The sequence below is a fragment of the Thioalbus denitrificans genome, assembly GCF_003337735.1.
In the GTDB taxonomy this organism is placed as follows: Bacteria; Pseudomonadota; Gammaproteobacteria; order DSM-26407; family DSM-26407; genus Thioalbus; species Thioalbus denitrificans.
In genome coordinates this window covers 33905-51460 of the sequence record NZ_QPJY01000008.1, presented here as the reverse complement: position 1 = coordinate 51460, position 17556 = coordinate 33905, and the positions used below count along the sequence as shown (strand labels likewise).

General features: G+C 67.7%; 21 protein-coding genes and 1 pseudogene. 21 read left to right on the top strand and 1 reads right to left on the bottom strand.

The window, feature by feature from the left end; translation table 11 throughout:
- Positions 1-83: 83 nt before the first annotated feature.
- The 13 genes from DFQ59_RS14590 (at position 84) to DFQ59_RS14530 (ending at position 9420) form a co-directional block, all read left to right on the top strand.
- Positions 84-482, top strand: coding sequence for a single-stranded DNA-binding protein (locus tag DFQ59_RS14590; RefSeq protein WP_114280454.1), 399 nt, complete (start codon positions 84-86; stop codon positions 480-482).
- A complete protein-coding gene (locus tag DFQ59_RS14585) occupies positions 472-750 on the top strand; it encodes an HU family DNA-binding protein (RefSeq protein WP_114280453.1) in 279 nt (92 codons plus the stop codon). The genes DFQ59_RS14590 and DFQ59_RS14585 overlap by 11 nt, the downstream gene beginning before the upstream one ends.
- The gene (locus DFQ59_RS14580) at positions 747-3080 is read left to right on the top strand and encodes a DNA topoisomerase III (RefSeq protein WP_211314954.1); all 2334 of its coding nucleotides are present in this window, start codon (positions 747-749) and stop codon (positions 3078-3080) included. Before DFQ59_RS14585 ends, DFQ59_RS14580 begins: the two co-directional genes overlap by 4 nt.
- A 5-nt stretch (positions 3081-3085) precedes the next feature.
- Positions 3086-3955, top strand: coding sequence for a ParB/RepB/Spo0J family partition protein (locus tag DFQ59_RS14575; RefSeq protein ID WP_114280452.1), 870 nt, complete (start codon positions 3086-3088; stop codon positions 3953-3955).
- A 283-nt stretch (positions 3956-4238) separates the two neighbouring features.
- Positions 4239-4595 carry a CCDC90 family protein gene (locus tag DFQ59_RS14570; RefSeq protein WP_114280451.1) on the top strand — a complete coding sequence of 119 codons (357 nt, stop codon included), beginning with the start codon at positions 4239-4241 and terminating at the stop codon, positions 4593-4595.
- A gap of 135 nt (positions 4596-4730) precedes the next feature.
- Positions 4731-5348 carry an STY4534 family ICE replication protein gene (locus tag DFQ59_RS20660; protein WP_114280450.1) on the top strand — a complete coding sequence of 206 codons (618 nt, stop codon included), beginning with the start codon at positions 4731-4733 and terminating at the stop codon, positions 5346-5348.
- Between the two features lie 133 nt (positions 5349-5481).
- Positions 5482-5790 (top strand): hypothetical protein, encoded by a 309-nt coding sequence (locus DFQ59_RS14560; RefSeq protein ID WP_211314953.1) that lies wholly within the window; start codon positions 5482-5484, stop codon positions 5788-5790.
- An 88-nt stretch (positions 5791-5878) separates the two neighbouring features.
- A complete protein-coding gene (locus DFQ59_RS14555) occupies positions 5879-6364 on the top strand; it encodes a DUF3275 family protein (protein WP_114280449.1) in 486 nt (161 codons plus the stop codon).
- Positions 6365-6607: 243 nt separating this feature from the next.
- On the top strand, positions 6608-6769 hold the full coding sequence (locus tag DFQ59_RS19900; RefSeq protein ID WP_170142175.1) for a hypothetical protein: 162 nt from the start codon (positions 6608-6610) through the stop codon (positions 6767-6769).
- A 13-nt stretch (positions 6770-6782) separates the two neighbouring features.
- Positions 6783-7154, top strand: a complete 372-nt coding sequence (locus DFQ59_RS14550) for a hypothetical protein (RefSeq protein ID WP_114280448.1) — start codon at positions 6783-6785, stop codon at positions 7152-7154.
- Between the two features lie 292 nt (positions 7155-7446).
- Positions 7447-8052, top strand: a complete 606-nt coding sequence (locus tag DFQ59_RS14540; RefSeq protein WP_147275260.1) for a hypothetical protein — start codon at positions 7447-7449, stop codon at positions 8050-8052.
- A gap of 71 nt (positions 8053-8123) precedes the next feature.
- Positions 8124-8357 carry a hypothetical protein gene (locus tag DFQ59_RS14535; protein WP_114280445.1) on the top strand — a complete coding sequence of 78 codons (234 nt, stop codon included), beginning with the start codon at positions 8124-8126 and terminating at the stop codon, positions 8355-8357.
- A gap of 262 nt (positions 8358-8619) precedes the next feature.
- On the top strand, positions 8620-9420 hold the full coding sequence (locus DFQ59_RS14530) for a DUF932 domain-containing protein (protein WP_114280444.1): 801 nt from the start codon (positions 8620-8622) through the stop codon (positions 9418-9420).
- Positions 9421-9543: 123 nt separating this feature from the next.
- On the opposite strand, the gene DFQ59_RS14525 is transcribed toward DFQ59_RS14530, so the two are convergent.
- On the bottom strand, positions 9544-9786 hold the full coding sequence (locus DFQ59_RS14525; RefSeq protein ID WP_114280443.1) for a type II toxin-antitoxin system Phd/YefM family antitoxin: 243 nt from the start codon (positions 9784-9786) through the stop codon (positions 9544-9546).
- Positions 9787-10108: 322 nt separating this feature from the next.
- Here DFQ59_RS14525 and radC point away from each other — a divergent pair.
- The 8 genes and pseudogenes from radC to DFQ59_RS14485 all read left to right on the top strand — a co-directional run.
- Positions 10109-10555 (top strand): annotated as a pseudogene (gene radC / locus DFQ59_RS14520) (RadC family protein); the annotation flags it as partial.
- A gap of 303 nt (positions 10556-10858) precedes the next feature.
- Entirely contained in the window at positions 10859-11974 is a 1116-nt protein-coding gene (locus DFQ59_RS14515; protein ID WP_114280441.1) for a DUF6094 domain-containing protein, read from the top strand.
- A 14-nt stretch (positions 11975-11988) separates the two neighbouring features.
- Positions 11989-12393, top strand: coding sequence for a hypothetical protein (locus DFQ59_RS14510; RefSeq protein WP_147275259.1), 405 nt, complete (start codon positions 11989-11991; stop codon positions 12391-12393).
- Positions 12394-12635: 242 nt separating this feature from the next.
- A complete protein-coding gene (locus DFQ59_RS14505) occupies positions 12636-12869 on the top strand; it encodes a hypothetical protein (protein WP_114280439.1) in 234 nt (77 codons plus the stop codon).
- Between the two features lie 228 nt (positions 12870-13097).
- The gene (locus DFQ59_RS14500; protein ID WP_114280438.1) at positions 13098-13361 is read left to right on the top strand and encodes a hypothetical protein; all 264 of its coding nucleotides are present in this window, start codon (positions 13098-13100) and stop codon (positions 13359-13361) included.
- 125 nt (positions 13362-13486) lie between these two features.
- Positions 13487-15742: a DEAD/DEAH box helicase family protein gene (locus DFQ59_RS14495; protein ID WP_114280437.1), complete on the top strand. Its 2256-nt coding sequence runs from the start codon at positions 13487-13489 to the stop codon at positions 15740-15742.
- A gap of 109 nt (positions 15743-15851) precedes the next feature.
- The gene (gene parS, locus DFQ59_RS20315) at positions 15852-16496 is read left to right on the top strand and encodes a type II RES/Xre toxin-antitoxin system antitoxin (RefSeq protein WP_114280436.1); all 645 of its coding nucleotides are present in this window, start codon (positions 15852-15854) and stop codon (positions 16494-16496) included.
- Positions 16496-16978 (top strand): RES family NAD+ phosphorylase, encoded by a 483-nt coding sequence (locus DFQ59_RS14485; protein WP_114280435.1) that lies wholly within the window; start codon positions 16496-16498, stop codon positions 16976-16978. Before parS ends, DFQ59_RS14485 begins: the two co-directional genes overlap by 1 nt.
- Positions 16979-17556 lie beyond the last annotated feature (578 nt).

Here is a 17556-nt window from a genome sequence, read left to right as displayed (position 1 = left end):
GGGCTGATTGTTTCTGGAGCAAGCCGTCCGCCCGTTGGTATGAACGGCTCGTCAACAGCACCGAAGGACAAGGAGGCATAGGGATGGCGAATGAATTCAGGGGACGGGGCAACCTGGGCGCGGCGCCCGCGCTCCGGCAGGTGGAGGTGGGTGGCGAGAGCCGGTCGGTGGCCTCCCTGCGCATCTACTTCGACCGCCAGGTGCCGGACGGCGACGGTGGCTTCGAGGATCGTGGCGGCTTCTGGCTCGACGTGAACCTGTGGGGTCCCAAGGCGGTCGCCGCCGCGAAGATCCTGCCGAAGGGGGCGCGGGTGGCGGCGGCCGGGACGCTCGTGCATCACACGTGGACCGACAAGGAGAGCGGCGAAGAGCGTGGCCGGCTGGAGCTGCAGGCGGATTCGGTGGATCTCGACCTGGGCCGGCTGGAGTCCATCGAGCTGCGGCGCAAGGAGACCAGGGAGGGCGAGCGCGATGACGGTTAAGAAATCCGACCTGGTGTATGCGGTCTCCCTCAAGGCCTCCATCGACCAGGTGCTGGCCAGGGACGTGGTGGACGCCGTACTGGAGACCATCACCCAGTCACTGACCCGGGGCGACACGGTCGCCATCAACCGGTTCGGCAAGTTCGACGTGCGGGAGCGGGAGGCGCGGGTGGCGCGGAACCCCAGGACCGGCCAGGCGATGGAGATACCCACGCGGCGGGTCGTTGCGTTCATCCCGGGTTCCTCCCTGAAGGAGGCGGTGCGGTGACGACCGCGCCCGGGCGGACGGGGCGGAAGGCGCGCGTGTTCCTCTGCGAGAAGCCCTCCCAGGCCCGCGACATCGCCCGGGTGCTGGGTTGTGGCGCGAGGGGCGAGGGGTGTCTCCGGGGTAATGGGGTGGTGGTGACCTGGTGTTTCGGCCACCTGCTCGAGATGGCCCCGCCCGACAGCTACGGCGAGGTGTTCAGGCGCTGGAGCCTCGAGGCGCTGCCCATCATCCCCGACGCCTGGCGCTACGAGCCCCGCAGGGAGGCCGGGAGGCAGCTCAAGGTCATCCGGGGGCTGCTGGCCGAAGCGGGCGAGGTGGTGATCGCCACCGACGCGGACCGGGAGGGCGAGACCATCGCCCGGGAGGTCCTGGAGCGGTTCCGGTGGCGGGGGCCGGTGCAGAGGTTGTGGCTCTCGGCCCTGGACGATGCCAGCATCCGCAAGGCACTGGCTTCGATGTGGCCCGGCGAGCGGACCGAGCCCCTCTACCGGGCCGGCATCGGCCGGGCACGGGCCGACTGGCTGGTGGGCATGAACCTTACCCGGGCCTACACGGTGCTGGCGCGGGGCCAGGGGTTCGACGGGGTGCTCTCCGTGGGGCGGGTCCAGACGCCGACGCTGCGCCTGGTGGTGGACCGTGACCGGGAGATCGAGGCCTTCACGCCCCGGCCCTACTGGGAGGTGGTAGTCAGCTTCGGGGCGCCGGGGGAGGGCGGCTCGTCCTTCCGCGCGAAGTGGCTGCCGCCCGAGGAGATGGCCGATTCGGAGGGCCGCTGCATCAGCGAACCGGCGGCCCGCACCCTGGCGCAGCGGGTGGCGGGCGGAACGGGCCGGGTGGCGGACGCGCAGACGCGACGTGTGCGGGAGGCGCCGCCGCTGCCTTTCGACCTGGGAACCCTGCAGCAGGAGTCCTCCCGCCGCTACGGCATGGGAGCCCAGGAGGTGCTGGACGCGGCCCAGTCCCTCTACGAGAAGCACAAGGCCACCACCTACCCGCGGACCGACTGTCCCTACCTGCCAGAGTCCATGCTGGCCGAGGCGCCCCGGGTGCTGGAGGCCCTGCGGCAGTCCGACGGCCGTATCGGGATGCTGGTGGAGCGGGCTGACCAGTCCCTCCGGTCACGGGCCTGGAACGACGGCAAGATCACCGCCCACCACGCCATCATCCCCACGGCCGCGCCCTGCGGCGTGGCCGCCATGGGCGAGGCGGAACGGCGGGTCTACGACCTGGTGCGGCGGCGCTACTTGGCCCAGTTCTATCCCCGGCACGAGTATGACGCCACCACGGTGACCCTGGCGGTAGGCGGGGACGATTTCCGCGCCACTGGACGGCGGGTGGTGGTGGCCGGCTGGCGGGCGCTGTTCGGCCGGGAGCGGACGGAGGAGGGTGAGGATGAGGCCCAGGAGCTGCCGGAGCTCCGACAGGGCGATGGCTGCCGGGTGCTGGAGGCGGAGGTGGCGTCACGCCAGACCAGGCCCCCGGCCCGCTACACCGAGGGGACGCTCATCGCGGCGATGAAGAACGCCGCGCGCCTGGTGGAGGATGCGCGGCTCAAACGCATGCTGAAGGAGACCGCGGGCCTCGGCACCGAGGCGACGCGGGCGGGCATCATCCGGACGCTGCTGGATCGGCGCTACGTGGAGAAGCACAAGCAGCACCTGGTCTCGACCGAAACCGGCCGGGCGCTGATCGATGCCCTGCCGGGACCGGTGAAGGACCCGGGGACCACGGCCCTGTGGGAGGAGGCGCTGGAGGAGATCGCCCAGGGGGCCGGCAACCTCGAGGCCTTCCTGGCGCGGCAGACCGAGTGGGTGCGCCAGCTGGTGGAGCGGGCCCGCACCGGCAGCGGCGCGGTAGGCGTGGCGAGCGAGCGGCCCGCCTGTCCCGACTGTGGCCGTCCCCTGCGGCGCCTGCGGCGTAACGGCAGCACGCGGCATTTCTGGGGCTGCAGCGGGTACCCGGAGTGCGGGACCACCCTGCCGGACAAGGGTGGCAAGCCCGGTCGGCCGCTGTCGAAGGAGCCGGTGGGCCAGTGCCGGTGCGGCGGCGCCGTGAAGGAGACGCCCAGGGCCTGGAGCTGTCAGGCCTGCGGGGCGACGGTGTGGCGGGAGACGGCCGGCAAGCGGCTCACCCAGAGGCAGGCACTGGCGCTTCTCGCCGGCCAGGTGGTGCGGCTGCAGGGGCTGAAGTCCCGGGCGGGGAAGGTGTTCGAGGCCGACGCCCGCATTGAAGAGGGCAAGGTGAGGCTGCTGCTTGGTTCCGGGGAGACACGCACCGGCGCACGACGGTCCCGCGGGCATGCCGCCACGGATGCAGGCCAGGGGCGGTGACGGGAATGGCCACGCAGAGCAGGGAACCCCGTTCATCCGCCGGCATGTGCCACGTGGCACACCCGTCCGACGCCGACCGGATGAATGCCGGCACCCTGCGCCATGTGGGTTTGGAGCGGCTGCGGCGCGGCCGTTACCAGCCGCGGCGGGATTTCCCGGACGAGGGGCTGGCCGAGCTCGCCGAGTCGATCCGCAGCCAGGGGGTCGTGCAGCCCATCGTGGTGCGCAGCCTCGGTGGGGAGGACTACGAGATCGTTGCCGGCGAGCGGCGTTGGCGCGCGGCGCAGCGGGCGGGACTGCACGAAGTGCCGGTGCTGGTGCGGGAGCTGGACGACACCGCCGCGGCGGTGCTCGCGCTGCTGGAGAACACCCAGCGGGAGGACCTCAATCCCGTCGAGGCGGCCGAGGGCGTCGCCCGCCTGGTGGAGGAGTTCGGGTTGACCCACCAGGAGGTGGCGGAGGCCCTGGGGCGCAAGCGGGAGCACGTCTCGCACCTGCTGCGCATCACCCGGCTGGAGCCGCCGGTGAAGGCGCTGGTGGCCTCGGGCGCGCTCTCCTTCGGTCACGCCAAGGTGCTCGCCGGGCTGCCCCCGGCGCGCCAGGTGGACCTGGCGCGGGAGGCCGCCGACCGCGGCTGGTCGGTGCGGCGGCTGGAGCAGCGGGCGAAGGCGCCAGCCGCCGGGCCGGTTGGCCGGGAGAATCGGGATCCGAATCTGGAGCAGCTGGAGCGGCGCGTCGGGGAGACGGTGGGGTCGCCCACGCGGCTCGAGTATGACGGGGCGTCCCGGCGCGGGACCATGACGCTCACCTTCCACAGCCACGAGGAGCTGGAAGGGATCCTTTCCCGGCTGGGTATTTCCCAGGAGGAGCCTTGACCATCGCCAGAATATTCCGCTATAGGTAAATTGCTCGACGAGTGTCGCTGCTCTCTCAGCGATGCCCTTGAAGCCTCTCCGGATCGGGCAGAGAGGCGGGCCCTGTGGCCTCGATCCATGATCAACAGCCCCACAGTGATGGTGTCTCCCTCGCGGGATCTATCTCCTTGGGGTTGCTGACCTCAGGTATTGCACCGCCTTGCGGGGAGACGCCCCGCAAGGGAACAGCGCTCCTTCCGCCGGGCGGATAACCAACCACCCACCCGACCGGAAGGAGACCGGAATGAGCGTCATGCACGCATTCGACACACTGGCGTTTGCCAAGAAGTTGAAGAACGCGGGCTACACCGAGGCCCAGGCCGAGGCGCTTGCCGAGGCGCAAGGCGAGGTGTTCCGCGAGATGCTCGAGTCCACGCTGGCCACCAAGGACGATGTCCGTGACATGGCCACCAAGACGGATATCGAGGATCTCAAGGCCGCCACCAAGGCGGATATCGCGCGCCTGGAAGCCGCCACCAAGGCGGATATCGCCGCGCTGGATCATAAGATCGATCTGGTGGCCAACCGCCTGACCATCCGCCTCGGCGGCATGCTTGTCGTAGCCGTCGGTGCGCTGGCGGCGATGCGGTTCTTCGGCTGAATCATCAGCCACTGCTGCAGCAGTTCCAGAACTCTCAGGCTGAACCGTCAGCCATTCACCCCACCGGGGAGACACCTTCCCCGACGGGGCGCAATCCGCGCGGTGTTTCCCTGTATTCATCCAAGGAGAAACACCATGTCCGAAAACGCTTCCACGAAGTTCTTCGATCTCCACGTCACCGGCATCGGTTATCTCAACCGCGCCCGCGAGGTCCCGGTCCGCAGGGGCGAGCCCTTCCTGGCCGTGGATATCTCCGCGCTGCACGGCGCCGCGGACCAGGTGGAGTACACCCGGTTCGACTGCCGCGTCTCCGGCGAGGAGGCGAAGAAGGTGGTCAAGGCGGCCATGAAGCACCTGCAGGCCGAGCGCAAGGTGCTGGTGGCCTTCAAGCTCGGCGATCTCTACGCCGAGACCTTCACCTACGGGAAGGGCGAGAAGGCGGGTCAGACCGGCGTCTCGCTCAAGGCCCGCCTGCTGCGCATCGACTGGGTCAAGGTGGATGGCGAGACCGTCTACTCCGCGCCCGCATCGTCCGATGCGCCGGCACGGTCCCAGGAGGGTGACGGCGACCCCGCTCCGGTGTCCGGGCCGGAGGACTCCTCCACCGGCGCTGCGGAGGGTGTCGCGGACTACCTCCCCGAGGAGGTGACGCTCGCGCGGGATGATCCCGACTTCGAGGCCAAGAAGGCGCGACTGAAGGCGCAGGGCTACCGCTTCGACGGGCAGACCTGCACCTGGCGCCTGGCGGCCTGATGCCGTGAGACGGCGCCGGGGAGCACGTTCCCCGGCGCCAGACTCCTGCCGCGCTTCCACCAACCCCGCCGGGGTGCACCACACCCCGGTCCGGGGGTGGCGTGTCCCCCGGCATTCCCATCGAGGTGATTCCATGAACACCCAAGTCACGGTGTCCTTTGCCGGGCAGCCCTGCCAGCTGTCCTTCGCACGCTACGGCAACGGCCGGATCGCCCTGCGGCTCTTCACCCATGAGGGTCCCATGGCCACGGCCACCGTCAACGTGCCCTGTCATCCGCTTGGTCCGAATCAGGTGCTCATCAAGGACTTCGCGGAGAACCGGGGCGTCCTGGAGGCGCTGGTCGAGGCCGGCGTCGTGCGCCGGACCGGCGCGCTCTGCCGGGTCGGCCATGCCGAGGCGCATGTCTGCGACCTGCTCATCGAGCCGGGCGACCTGCACTGAATCCACATCGACTGTCCCGCCGGGGCCCGCTCCCCGGTGGGGCGTCTCTTCCCGGCGGTGTTTCCACGGCAATCGGGGAGACCAACCCATGATCAAGATCAGCGGTGCTGTCACCGTGAAGACAATCAACGGCCGCAACGGCCCGTTCAACGTCGGCAAGCTCGTCACCGAGGTGGGCGAGTTCTCAGTCAAGGAGGGCATCGAGGAGTTCGATCCCGGCCAGTACGAGGGCGAGTTCACCATCAGCCGCATCTACCAGGCGTCCTACGCCATCGGCGGGCGCTCCATCACCGAGGTGCGGGCGACGCTCGTGGCCATCGCCCTCACCGGTCTCGATACCACCACGGCCCAGGAGGAGGAGCCCCCGGCCGAGCCGGAGCCCGAGCTCCCGGCCACCGGGGTCCCGAGCGAGGACAAGGCGCTCTTCGGCCAGCTGTGGCCGCTCGGCGAGAAGGTGAAGCTCGACCCCACGGTGGATCGGGAGATCCTGCGCCGCCAGGCCACCCGCCTGAAGGAGCTGGGCTACCGGTTCCAGCCGGTGGGCCGGATCTTCGTGAAGGGCGATCCGGACTGACCCCTGTCCCGTCCCCCCTCGGGGACGGGCCTTTCCACGGAACCTGGCGGGTCCGGATTCCGTGGAAAGGTTTTTCACCGTGGCCACTGCGGTTCAGTGGCGCCCGTCAAGCACCTCCGGATCGGGCAGAGGTGCGGGCCTTCGGGCCTCGATCCTTCTTCGACGCTTCTTCAACCCCCGCCGGGGCGCACCGCACCCCGGCCGGGGTCCGGTGTCTCCGGCCCACGTTCCGGGAGCACCACCATGAGCTCATCCATTCCCGACGCCATGCGGCGTCTTCCGCTGGCCGCCCTGAAGCCGCGGGGCCGCCGGGCCTGCCTGGCCGATCTCGGCGGGCGGCGCTATGCGATTCGTTTTCACGTCAACGGCACTGTCCGCGTGCGGGCGGTGGCCACCCTTCACTGAGGAGGAGAAGGTCATGGATATGCAGACCGAGTTTCACGAACTGGACGACTACACCCATCGCGAGCGCCGGTTCCTCGCCGCATGGAAGCGGGGTGTGGCCCTCGCGGGCGAGTCCTACTTCCATGTCACCTCCGCCTCGGTGGCGGAGGCCATCAACAAGAACCAGCTGCGGCCGGACTGGCAACGCATCGAGCACGCCATCGGTGTCATCAGCCGCGGCGAGGCGGCCTTTCTCGCCGCCATGTACAGCTTCTTCAACGCCGAGGATGGACAGGCGCTGCTGGTCCGCGCCGGGTTCCCGAACCTCTGTGATGTGGCATCGAAGCTCGACCCGCCTCGAGCCGAAGTCATCGCGGAACTGTTCCTCACTTACCCAGGCTGGTAGGGCATCGTCATGGACTCCAACGGAATTCAGGCCGGCGTTGCCTATGCGTGGTCGCAGGCGGGTGCCGATGCGTGCGTCGAGGTGATGCGTACGCACTGTCCCGAGGGCGACATACGCGTGGCCCGGACACTCGTGCCCAACGAGCTCGGGCGCCTTGAGTCAGCCTACGTCATCTTCCCGTTCAGCCTCGGCAGGGATGTGCCCTACTAGCAGCTGAACGATCCACCAACCCGCCGGGGTGCTCACCCCGGCGGGTGGCGGCCCCGGCGCGCTTCATCGAGGAGGCAACACCATGCTTCAGCTATCCGGAGTGCCAGGCATCTTCTGCGACGCCCACCTGATCGACGACGGCGCGCCGCGCTTTCTCTCCCTCTGGGGCCGTGACACGGCGCTGCAGGAGTTCTTCGCCCGGCTGTCGGTATCCGAGCGGGAGGGCGGCCTTCGCTCCTTCCGGATCGGGCAGCGCGGCCAGGACGGGGCGTGCCTGGTCTCGTCCATCGACGTCGATCGGCTGGTCAAGACCACGGCCCGTCGGAGCGGTACGGTCTTCGGCGAGCTCGTACACGCCTGGCTCTATGACCGCCTGGCCGTGGAGCCCGACCGGGCCAACGGCCGGGCCCTGCTGCTCCACCGGGATGAGCCGGAGGCGCGCATCGAGGAGCGGCTGTGGGCGCTGGTCCGGCAGACCCTGTGGGTTCCGGTGCTCGAGCACTGGAGCGCCGAGCTGCTGGCGCTGTGCCGGGAGTATGGCTGGATAGAGCGGCTGCCCGGCTACCAGGTCGGCGCCTGGCGGCTCGACCTGTCCGATCGCGAGGCGGTGGAGATGCACGTCTCCCGGCTGGTGCGGATCGGGCGCCTGACGCTGGAGCCGGAGGCGACGAAGTCCGCCGCGGCCTGATGATCACCGCCCACTCCGTTCGCGGGGTGGGCTCCTTTCATGATTCAAGATTCGGACAAGGAGCAACGTCCATGTGCAAGACCAATGTGGAGCGGATTGTCGATGTAATGGAGTTCTCGGCCTACGGCGCCCTGTCGCAGGTGTTCGTGGTGGATGCGGTGGTCAAGCACGCCGAGGCCGTGGCGAAGGCCACGCCCGACGAGCTGGCCGCGATGGAGGGAGGTCCGGTGTCCCCCGCGGCGTGGCAGGGCGTGGCCCGCGAGATCGCCGGCAAGATGGCGGCCTACATGAAGCCATCGCCTTGACGGCATGCCCGTCCCCCTCGCCGGGGGACGGGCCTTTCCCCGGCGCCTGGTCCGATCGGGCCGGGTTCCGCGGAAAGGCTTTCAACCGTGGCGACTGCGGTTCAGTCGCGCCCTCGAAGCGCCTCCGGATCGGGCAGAGGCGCGGATCCCTTGGGGTCTCGATCCATCCTTCCACCGTCCTTTCTTCAACCCTGCCGGGGACACACCTCCCTGCCAGGGGCGAGGGGTGTCTCCGGTTTCATTTCCACCAAGGAGACACGCCATGTCCATGATCGCACTGTCCAACGACCGGCTGATGCGGGTCGCTCCCTCCATTTTCGCGGAAGCGCCTCACCATGAGGTGTCCGGCCGCTACGGCTTCGTACCGACCATCCAGGTCATCGAGGCCTTCCGCCAGCAGGGCTGGTTCCCGGTTCGTGCCCAGCAGACCCGGGTGCGGGATCTCGAGCGGGAGGCATTCACACGCCACCTGGTGCGGTTCCGCCAGTCCGATCAGCCCATCCAGGTGGGCGACTCTGTCGCCGAGCTGGTGCTGACCAACAGCCACGACCGCAGCTCGGCCTACCAGCTGGATGCGGGACTGTTCCGCCTGGTCTGCTCCAACGGGATGGTCTGTCCCATCGGGGAGTTCGGCGGCATCCGCGTGCGCCACGGCAAGAATGTGGTGGACGACATCATCGAGGGCTCCTACGAGCTCATCGAGGAGGTGCCGCGGATCGCCGCCTCGGTGGATCAGTTCCGCTCCACCCGGCTCGACGAGCGGGAGGAGGCGTTGTTCGCCGAGGCGGCCCTCGAGGTGCGCTACGGGGAGGGGTGGTCGCAGACCAGCCCCGTGCGCCCCGTCCACCTCCTGGAGGCGCGCCGCGCGGATGACGTGGGCGCCGATCTCTGGTCCGCCTACAACCGGGTGCAGGAGAACCTGCTGAAGGGCGGCATCCGGGGCCGCTCCCGGAGCGGCCGGCGGATGCGGACCCGGGCGGTCAACTCGGTGACCGAGGATGTTCGCCTCAACCGCGCCCTGTGGCGACTGGCCGAACGGTTCGCCCAGCTGAAGGCTTCATGAGCAGGGACCGGGGGTTTGCCGAGGTCATCGGTGAACCCCCGGATAGCTGGTCGGCAGCTGATTGCCGTCTAGCGCTGACAGCACTCTCGTTCGCCTTCAGGGCTTGCATGATGTGGACGACTGTTACCAGTCCGGAACCTGGTCGCAGCAATCGACAGGAGTCTCCATGCCTTCGCGGATTGAGTCGCGCATCCCAGGGATCGACACGAGGAACAGCGTCTCTTGGATTGCATTCCAGTCCTCCTCGGCGACGAGAACCGCATTGTTCCGCTTGCCCAATATCCGCAGTGGAAGGTGGGACTCAGACACCTCGTCGATGAGTTCGTGCAACTTCGCACGGGCCACTTTGGCTGTCATGACAGCCATGGTCTCTCTCCTTTGTAACGCTGTGGGATGGTTCTGTTCCCAACGTACATCAAACCGTCCGATGGTTCGATGAAGAGGAAGAATTGGACAGGGTTGCCCAGTCCTCTGTTCTTGAAAAGCAAGGTTTCCAACCCTGGCCGCGTGGGTATCGCGGCGTCTCGAAAGCATCTTCGGACCAGGAGGAGGTGCGGGTCTTCAGGCCTTGGTCCAGCTTCAAATCTGTCTTCAATCCCGCCGGGGAAACGCTCCCCGGCCGGGGCGCCTCCCGGCCTGTTCTGCACGGAGGTGTCCCATGTCCAACCCTGTCTCCATCATCGAGCTGTCCGATGATGAGGTCATCAACTACGCCTGCCGGGTGCTCGAGAAGCGCCTGAGCTACCGGGCGGACGGCAGTGTCGTGCTCGGAAGTCCCGCGGACTCCCGGCGCTTTTTCACACTCAAGCTCTCCGAGCGGGAGCGGGAGGTGTTCTCGGTACTGTTCCTCGATAACCGGCACCGTCTCATTGCCTACGAGGAGCTTTTCTTCGGCACCATCGACGGCGCCTCGGTTCACCCGCGCGAAGTGGTCAAGGCGGCGCTGCGGCACAACGCCGCGGCGCTGATCGTGGCCCACAACCACCCCTCTGGGGTTCCCGAGCCGAGCACGGCGGACGGCAACATCACCCGGCGGCTGCGCGATGCGCTGGCGCTGGTGGATGTCCGCCTCCTCGACCACCTGGTGGTGGGCGGCATGGAGGTGGTGAGCATGGCCGAGCGCGGTCTCGTCTGAGGAGGAGTCCATGGAGCGTGTTATCGACCCGCAATGGCGGGCGTGCCGTATCTGCGGCCGAAAGCACATCCTGGCGGGCCATCCGGGCCAGGAACAGCGGTGCCTGCTCCGCTCAACCAAAGGCGGTGTCGACTGGTCCCAGCATGGCTGGGGTAACGCCTTTCGACGCCAACGATAGTCAAGGGACCCCGGCCGGCCAAGTCTCGCCGGGATTCAACCATCCACTCACCCCGCGGGGAGTCGTGCGCTCCCCGTGGGGCGCCGTCTCCCCGGGCTTTCAACGACACAGCCGAGGAGAAACTCATGGCTCTCATGTTTCAGCGCCTGGCGCGCAATTTCATCAAGAACGGCTATTTCCCGACTGACGAGGCGACCCTCGAGCGGATTCTGTCGGCGCTGCAGCCGGCGGACGCCCCGATGCGGATTCTCGATCCCTGCTGCGGGGAGGGCACGGCGCTTGCCGAGACCGCCCATCATCTGGGTGCTTTGGGCGAGGGCGCGGTGGAGTCCTTCGGCGTGGAGTATGACGCCGAGCGGGCTTGGCACGCCAAGTCCCTGCTGGACAGCTGCATCCATGGCGATCTCATGGACACGGTGGTTCAGCCCCGGCAGTTCGGCCTGTTGTGGCTCAACCCGCCCTACGGCGATCTGGTCGCCGACCAGGCCGCCGCCTCGGCGGCCAAGTGGAAGGGGCGCAAGCGCCTCGAGAAGCTCTTCTACGAGCGGACCGTCGGGACGCTCCAGTTCGGCGGTGTCCTGGTCCTGATTGTCCCGGGCTATGCCCTCGATGCGGAGTTCGCCGGTTGGCTCACGCGCCATTTCACGCGCCTGCGCGTCTTCCGGGCCGCCACCGACCGCTTCCAGCAGGTGGTGGTGTTCGGGGTCCGCAAGCGGGTGGATGGTGCGGTGGATGCGGAGACGCGCGAGCTGCTGGCGGCGGTGGGCAAGGGTGACGTCATGGCCCTGCCGCTGCCCGGGTCCTGGATGGATGCGCCCTACCGCGTGCCGCCGGCGCCCCGCGGCGAGCCCCGCTTCTTCACCGTGCGCCTGGACGCCCGCCAGCTGGCCGAGGAGGTGGCGCGGAGTGGCCCGACCCTGTGGGATCGCTTTGGCATCACCTTCCAGGCGAACGCCAGGGAGCACCGGCGGCCATTGCGGGCCCTGTCCCGCTGGCACCTGGCCCTCGCGCTGGCCGCGGGTCAGATCTCCGGCGTGGTCCGCTCGAAGGACGGGCGGACCTTCGTGGTCAAGGGCGACACCCACAAGGAGAAGGAGGTGAAGGTGGAGACCGAAGTGAACGAGCGGACCGGAGCGGTCACCGAAACCCGCATCCACACGGACCGGTTCGTTCCCGTGATCCGCGCCATCGACTTCACCGTGGGGAGTTCCACCTACAGCCGGATCCTGACCATCCAGTGACGGAGGGTGAGATGATGAGGTATGTCATTCAGTACGAACTGCCCTACACGCACCGGGTGCAGGTGGGCATCGAGGCCGATGACGCCGAAGCCGCGGTGTCCAAGGCGGAGCGGCTGTTCAATGAGGGTGAGATCTGGCAGGACACGGCGGCGGTTCCTCTGCTTCTCGATGATTTCGAGGAGGAGGGGGACTCAGGTCAGGTGTTGTGCTTCACCGTGGAGCAGGCAATCGAGGCCTCAGCGGACTGGCCGGCGCCGGATGCCAGCGTGAAGGCGATCCGCCGGCAGAAAGCCGCCTTCCGGGCGGCGGCCCTGCTGGTGGAGGCCTACCGCCGTGGCGAGGATCGCGGCGGTTCGGTGGACTGGGCCGATGTGGATGAGGCCCTCGAAGCGGCGCTGGATGCGATGCCGGAGCGTTGACACCCCGCCCGTCCCCTCTGGGGGACGGGCCTTTCCCCGGAGTCTGGCCGGACCGGGCTCCGCGGAAAGGCTTTCAACCGTGGCGACTGCGGTTCAGTCGCGCCCTCGAAGCACCTCCGGATCGGGCGGAAGTGCGGGCCCCTCAGGGCCTCGATCCATCTTTCACACTCCTTCAACCCTGTCGGGGAACACCGCCCCGCCAGGGGACCGGTGCGTCTCCGGCTTTCTTCAGGAGCAGCACCATGAACAAGGAGACCATCAAGGCCTTCATCGCCTGGCTGGAGTCCGCGACGCTCGAGGAGATGCGGAATCGCCAGACCTTCATCACAAAGCACCTGGCGGATATCCGGACGCTGGAAGGCAGGTCGGACGCTAGGTTGGCGCTTCGTCTGATTGACGAGGAGCTGCTGGCGCGGATGGAACTGCAGGGGCCTGCCCCGAACGAACCATCTTCAGCGGCGGGGCAGGGGACTTGAGGGGAGCGGCAAGCGCCTCGAGGGTCTCGATGCCCTCGCCCCGGAACAGCGCCTCCAGGAGCGCCTTTTCCAGTACGGCACGTCCACCCTCCACGACCACCAGGTTGTGCTCTTTCAGTCCCATGCCGGCAGCGTAGTTCACTGCCGGTTTTCACTCAACCCTGCCGGGGATCGCACCACCCTGCCAGGGGCGTGGTGTGTCTCCGGCTCCATACGAGGAGCTGCACCATGCAATCCGCTTACATCTACGAGCAGGACCCCGGACACGGCTGGCTTCATGTCCGGAGGGCCGAGATCACACGCCTGGGCATCGCCCGGGAGATCACCCCGTACTCGTACCAGCGAGGTGACCTCGTGTTTCTCGAGGAGGACTGTGATCTCTCGACGTTCATGCGCGCGAAGGAGGCTGCCGGCGAGCCGGTGACCTTTGAAGAGCGCCATGTGGAACACACATCGATTCGCGGATACGACGCTTATCGTCCGACCGCCTAGCTCCACGTTGGCGAGACTAGAAAACTAGAGCGCTGTTCGCGCTCCCCATCCACATCCCCGCCGGGGCACACACCCCGGAAGGGGTGGTGTGCCCCCGGCTTCTTCTCAACCGTTGGAGGCACACCATGGGCAACATTGAAAACATCATTCCCCTGTCGCAGTTCGTCGAGGACTTCGGCGATGGGCTTCTCGAGGCCGTCGCCCGTCAGAACCCGCCTGTCTATGACGGGCAGCCGGATCCCTTCCGGGACCTGGTGATGGAGGGGCTGGCCCGCCAGCCGTTTCCCTCCCAGCGCGAGGCGGTGCAGGCCGCAGTGAGGCTCCTGGCGGACGCCAACGAGCCGGCCGCGGTGATCAACGCCGAGATGGGGACCGGCAAGACCATGATGGCCATCGCCACGGCGGCGGTCATGCATGCCGAGGGGGCCCGTCGGTTCCTGGTGATCGCGCCGCCGCACCTGGTCTACAAGTGGCGGCGCGAGATCCGGGAGACCATCGCCGGGGCCCGTGTCTGGGTGTTGAACGGCCCGGACACCCTGCGCAAGCTCATCACCCTGCGCGGGATGGTGGGCGCCCCGGCAAGCGACGCACCCGAGTTCTTTGTTCTGGGCCGGGTGCGGATGCGCATGGGGTTCAACTGGAGGCCGGCGGTGGCTACTCGACGCTATCACCTGCGCAAGTCCACCGAGGAGGGCAACGGAGGTGCCCGGTCGTTCGTGCAGACGGTGGAGTACGCCGCCTGCCCGGACTGCGGGGAGGTGCTGCGGGACGGGGAGAACAACCCGGTTCCCCGTGGCAGCGTCCCGGACGACGCCCGGCGCCGCTGCGCCTGCGGGGCGGCCCTGTGGACCCTGGTCCGCCCGGGCCGCGCCAGCAGTCCCCGGGACCGGGTGCGGGCGGCCCTGCTGCAGATCCCGACCATCGGGAAGAAGTCCGCTGAGCGGCTGTTGGCTACCTTCGGGGAGGCGGCGCTGGAGGAGATGCTCTCCGACAACCTCTACGAGTTCGTCAACCTCATGGACGGGAATGGCGAGCTGGTCTTCGGGGACCGGCAGGCGGCGCGCATCGAGCGCCGGCTCGCCACCCTGGAGTTCGGCTTCGGGCAGGGGGGCTACCAGCCCACGGAGTACATCAAGCGCTACCTGCCGCGGGAGTTCTTCGACCTGCTCATCGTCGACGAGGGGCACGAGTACAAGAACGAGGGCTCGGCCCAGGGCCAGGCCATGGGCGTGCTGGCGAACAAGGTCCGCAAGGTCCTGCTGCTCACCGGAACCCTCATGGGCGGCTACGCCGACGATCTCTTCTTTTTGCTGTGGCGGATCATGCCCCGGCGGATGGTGGAGGACGGGTTCCGGCCCAACGGCCGCGGCAGCCTCGGCTCGGCGGCCATGGCGTTCATGCGCGCCCATGGGGTGCTCAAGGACATCTACAGGGAGTCGGAGGGTGAGGCGCACCGTACCGCCCGCGGCAAGCGGGTGGCGGTGCGCACCGTCAAGGGGCCGGGTTTCGGGCCCCAGGGCATCGCCCGCTACGTGCTGCCCTTCACCGTGTTCCTGAAGCTCAGGGACATCGGCGAGGGCATCCTGCCGCGCTACGACGAGCGCTACGTCGAGGTGCCCATGACGCCGGAGCAGGCGAACCGGTATCGCAATCTGGAGGCGACGCTGACCGCGGAGCTGAAGGAGGCCCTGCGCAAGGGGGACAACAGTCTTCTCGGCGTGGTGCTCAACACCCTGCTGGCCTGGCCGGACTGCTGCTTCCGGGAGGAGGCGGTGAAGCATCCCCGCACGCGGACCCTGTTGGCCTTTGCCGGGTCGGTGTTCGGGGAGACTGAGCCTTCGCCCAAGGAGGAGGCGCTCATCGAGCTCTGCCGCCGGGAGAAGGCCCGGGGCCGGCGGGTGCTGGCCTACACGGTCTATACCGGCACCCGGGACACCACCGCCCGTCTCAGGGCGCTGCTCTCCGCGGCGGGGCTCAAGGCGGGGGTGTTGCGGGCCTCGGTGGACACCGCCCGGCGGGAGGACTGGATCATGGAGCAGGTGGATCGGGGGATTGATGTGCTCATCACCAATCCCGAGCTGGTGAAGACGGGCCTCGACCTCCTGGACTTCCCGACCATCGCCTTCCTCCAGACGGGCTTCAACGTCTACACCCTGCAGCAGGCCGCCCGGCGCTCCTGGCGTATCGGCCAGAAACAGCCGGTGGAGGTGGTCTTCTTCGGTTATGAGGGGACGGCGCAGACCGCCTGCCTCACCCTCATGGCCCAGAAGATCGCCGTCGCCCAGTCCACCTCCGGGGACATGCCGGAGACGGGCCTCGAGGTGCTGAATCCGCACGGGGACAGCATCGAGGTGGAACTGGCGCGGCAGCTGGCCGCCTGAACGGGTATTCAGGGCCGCCTTCGGGCGGCCCTCCTTTTATCACAGCTCGATCCGTTGAGACAATTGGCATATGATTAACGACAGATGACATGGCTGGGTGGGATCGCAAATGAGCGTCAGTAAGACCGGGAATGCGGCTGATGAACGCCCCTCCGCACGGGAGGCCGGGCGGCGACTGCTGAAGGCCGTCCTGGTGCCTGAAAAGGGAAAGGGCAAGCCGGAAGTAGTGCGTGTTTCGGGTCAGCCTGGTTCTGGGAAGAGGGTTGAACGGTCGATCCGCTTCAAGATTGATAGGGACTCCGGTGACCCGCAAAGAAAGCGGGTTGTGACCGTCCTGTTCAAGGGCGAGCTCCGGCGATTCAACCGAAAACAAGGAAAGCCATGGGATATTCGCATGGCCGAGGAGATCCGCCAGGGGCTGTCGGTGCGTACCGTGCCGGAGCTCATGTCATTCCTCGGGATCAAGGAAGACCGCGTGCTGCATATCATCGGCCTGAACAAGCGTACCTACCAGCGGAGGAAGGCCGAGAACAGGCCGCTGGACCCTGAGCAGTCGGACAAGGTGTTCCGGTTGGCAAGAATCGGTTCACGGGCGGAAGAGATCTTCGGTGATTCCGAGCCCGCCAATGCCTGGCTGAAGGCACCGAATCGCGCGTTGGGAGGGCAGGTGCCGGTTGACCTTCTCGATACCGATGCGGGGGCCGAGGCGGTTGAAGAGGTACTGACCCGCATCGAGTATGGTGTCTACAGCTGATGCGGGCCTGGCGCCTGACCCATCGGCGGCATGCTCATGATGCCTTCAGTGGCGAGGGCAATCGCCTGGTCGGGAGCCGTTGGGTCCCCAGGGGGATTCCAGCTGTCTACACCTCCGGCTCATCGTCCGGTGCGGTGCTGGAGACGCTGGTACACCTCGATGTGCCTCAGCTTCGCGACAATTTCGTGCTGTTCCCCGTCGACATACCAGAGGCAGTGGAGGTCATCGAGCTGCCGCGGGAAAGCCTTCCCGACGAATGGAACGCGACCCCGGCGCCGGGGTTCCTTCAGCTCATCGGCAGTGCCTGGATCGAGGCGGGTGAATCCGCTGTCCTGGGTGTACCCTCGGTCATCGTCCCCGCTGAGCTCAACTACATCCTTAATCCGGCCCATCCCGATTTTGGGAAGATCGGGGTGGGTGAGCCCGAGCCCTTTGTCTTTGATGGACGTCTTGTCCCGAAGGCCGGGAAGACAGAGGATTAGTAGCGCCGGGTAGTGGTGTAGCTCATGCCCACTTCAGACTCGGAAACTTGGTTCTCTTCGAGTCATGGTAAGATTGTTGGAAACAAACGGTTTCACCCGTGGCCACTGCGGCACCAGTGGCGCCCTGCCGGCTTCGTGCCGGCGTCAGAAGCCTCTCCGGGCCGGGGAGAGAGGCGGGCCTTCGGGTCCCGGCCCTGCGGTCCCTTCCTATAACGACAACGTGTGCTGAAGGTCCGAGGGACCTGCTCCATCCCGCGCCGGCCGTGAACCGGCGCTCTTTCCCTTTCTCCATCATGAGCCTGGTCGTGGCTGGCGAGTCGGCTCGTGGCCTTCCCGGGGTGGGTGCTGAGTTGCGCCGCTCCCGGGAAGGCCATGGGCCTTCGTTCTATCTCGCCGGTCGCCCGTCGCCGGAGAACGGCGGTGCCCCTTTGTGCGAATGACCGCGCCCGGACGATCAGGACCTGCCGCCCCCGGTCACAGGTCGGCAATGCGCAGAAGGCCATACGGGAGGGCTTTCGGGCCGTTGCAGGGGCTCATTCCTCATCTGTGTCCGCGCCACAATCTGCCGTCCGCGGATG

Coding starts and splice junctions, on each gene's coding strand:
- DFQ59_RS14590 (WP_114280454.1), top strand. CDS start 84: ATGGCGAATGAATTCAGGGGACGGGGCAACCTGGGCGCGGCGCCCGCG.
- DFQ59_RS14585 (WP_114280453.1), top strand. CDS start 472: ATGACGGTTAAGAAATCCGACCTGGTGTATGCGGTCTCCCTCAAGGCC.
- DFQ59_RS14575 (WP_114280452.1), top strand. CDS start 3,086: ATGGCCACGCAGAGCAGGGAACCCCGTTCATCCGCCGGCATGTGCCAC.
- DFQ59_RS14570 (WP_114280451.1), top strand. CDS start 4,239: ATGAGCGTCATGCACGCATTCGACACACTGGCGTTTGCCAAGAAGTTG.
- DFQ59_RS20660 (WP_114280450.1), top strand. CDS start 4,731: ATGTCCGAAAACGCTTCCACGAAGTTCTTCGATCTCCACGTCACCGGC.
- DFQ59_RS14560 (WP_211314953.1), top strand. CDS start 5,482: ATGAACACCCAAGTCACGGTGTCCTTTGCCGGGCAGCCCTGCCAGCTG.
- DFQ59_RS14555 (WP_114280449.1), top strand. CDS start 5,879: ATGATCAAGATCAGCGGTGCTGTCACCGTGAAGACAATCAACGGCCGC.
- DFQ59_RS19900 (WP_170142175.1), top strand. CDS start 6,608: ATGAGCTCATCCATTCCCGACGCCATGCGGCGTCTTCCGCTGGCCGCC.
- DFQ59_RS14550 (WP_114280448.1), top strand. CDS start 6,783: ATGGATATGCAGACCGAGTTTCACGAACTGGACGACTACACCCATCGC.
- DFQ59_RS14540 (WP_147275260.1), top strand. CDS start 7,447: ATGCTTCAGCTATCCGGAGTGCCAGGCATCTTCTGCGACGCCCACCTG.
- DFQ59_RS14535 (WP_114280445.1), top strand. CDS start 8,124: ATGTGCAAGACCAATGTGGAGCGGATTGTCGATGTAATGGAGTTCTCG.
- DFQ59_RS14530 (WP_114280444.1), top strand. CDS start 8,620: ATGTCCATGATCGCACTGTCCAACGACCGGCTGATGCGGGTCGCTCCC.
- DFQ59_RS14525 (WP_114280443.1), bottom strand. CDS start 9,786: ATGGCTGTCATGACAGCCAAAGTGGCCCGTGCGAAGTTGCACGAACTC.
- DFQ59_RS14515 (WP_114280441.1), top strand. CDS start 10,859: ATGGCTCTCATGTTTCAGCGCCTGGCGCGCAATTTCATCAAGAACGGC.
- DFQ59_RS14510 (WP_147275259.1), top strand. CDS start 11,989: ATGAGGTATGTCATTCAGTACGAACTGCCCTACACGCACCGGGTGCAG.
- DFQ59_RS14505 (WP_114280439.1), top strand. CDS start 12,636: ATGAACAAGGAGACCATCAAGGCCTTCATCGCCTGGCTGGAGTCCGCG.
- DFQ59_RS14500 (WP_114280438.1), top strand. CDS start 13,098: ATGCAATCCGCTTACATCTACGAGCAGGACCCCGGACACGGCTGGCTT.
- DFQ59_RS14495 (WP_114280437.1), top strand. CDS start 13,487: ATGGGCAACATTGAAAACATCATTCCCCTGTCGCAGTTCGTCGAGGAC.
- parS (WP_114280436.1), top strand. CDS start 15,852: ATGAGCGTCAGTAAGACCGGGAATGCGGCTGATGAACGCCCCTCCGCA.
- DFQ59_RS14485 (WP_114280435.1), top strand. CDS start 16,496: ATGCGGGCCTGGCGCCTGACCCATCGGCGGCATGCTCATGATGCCTTC.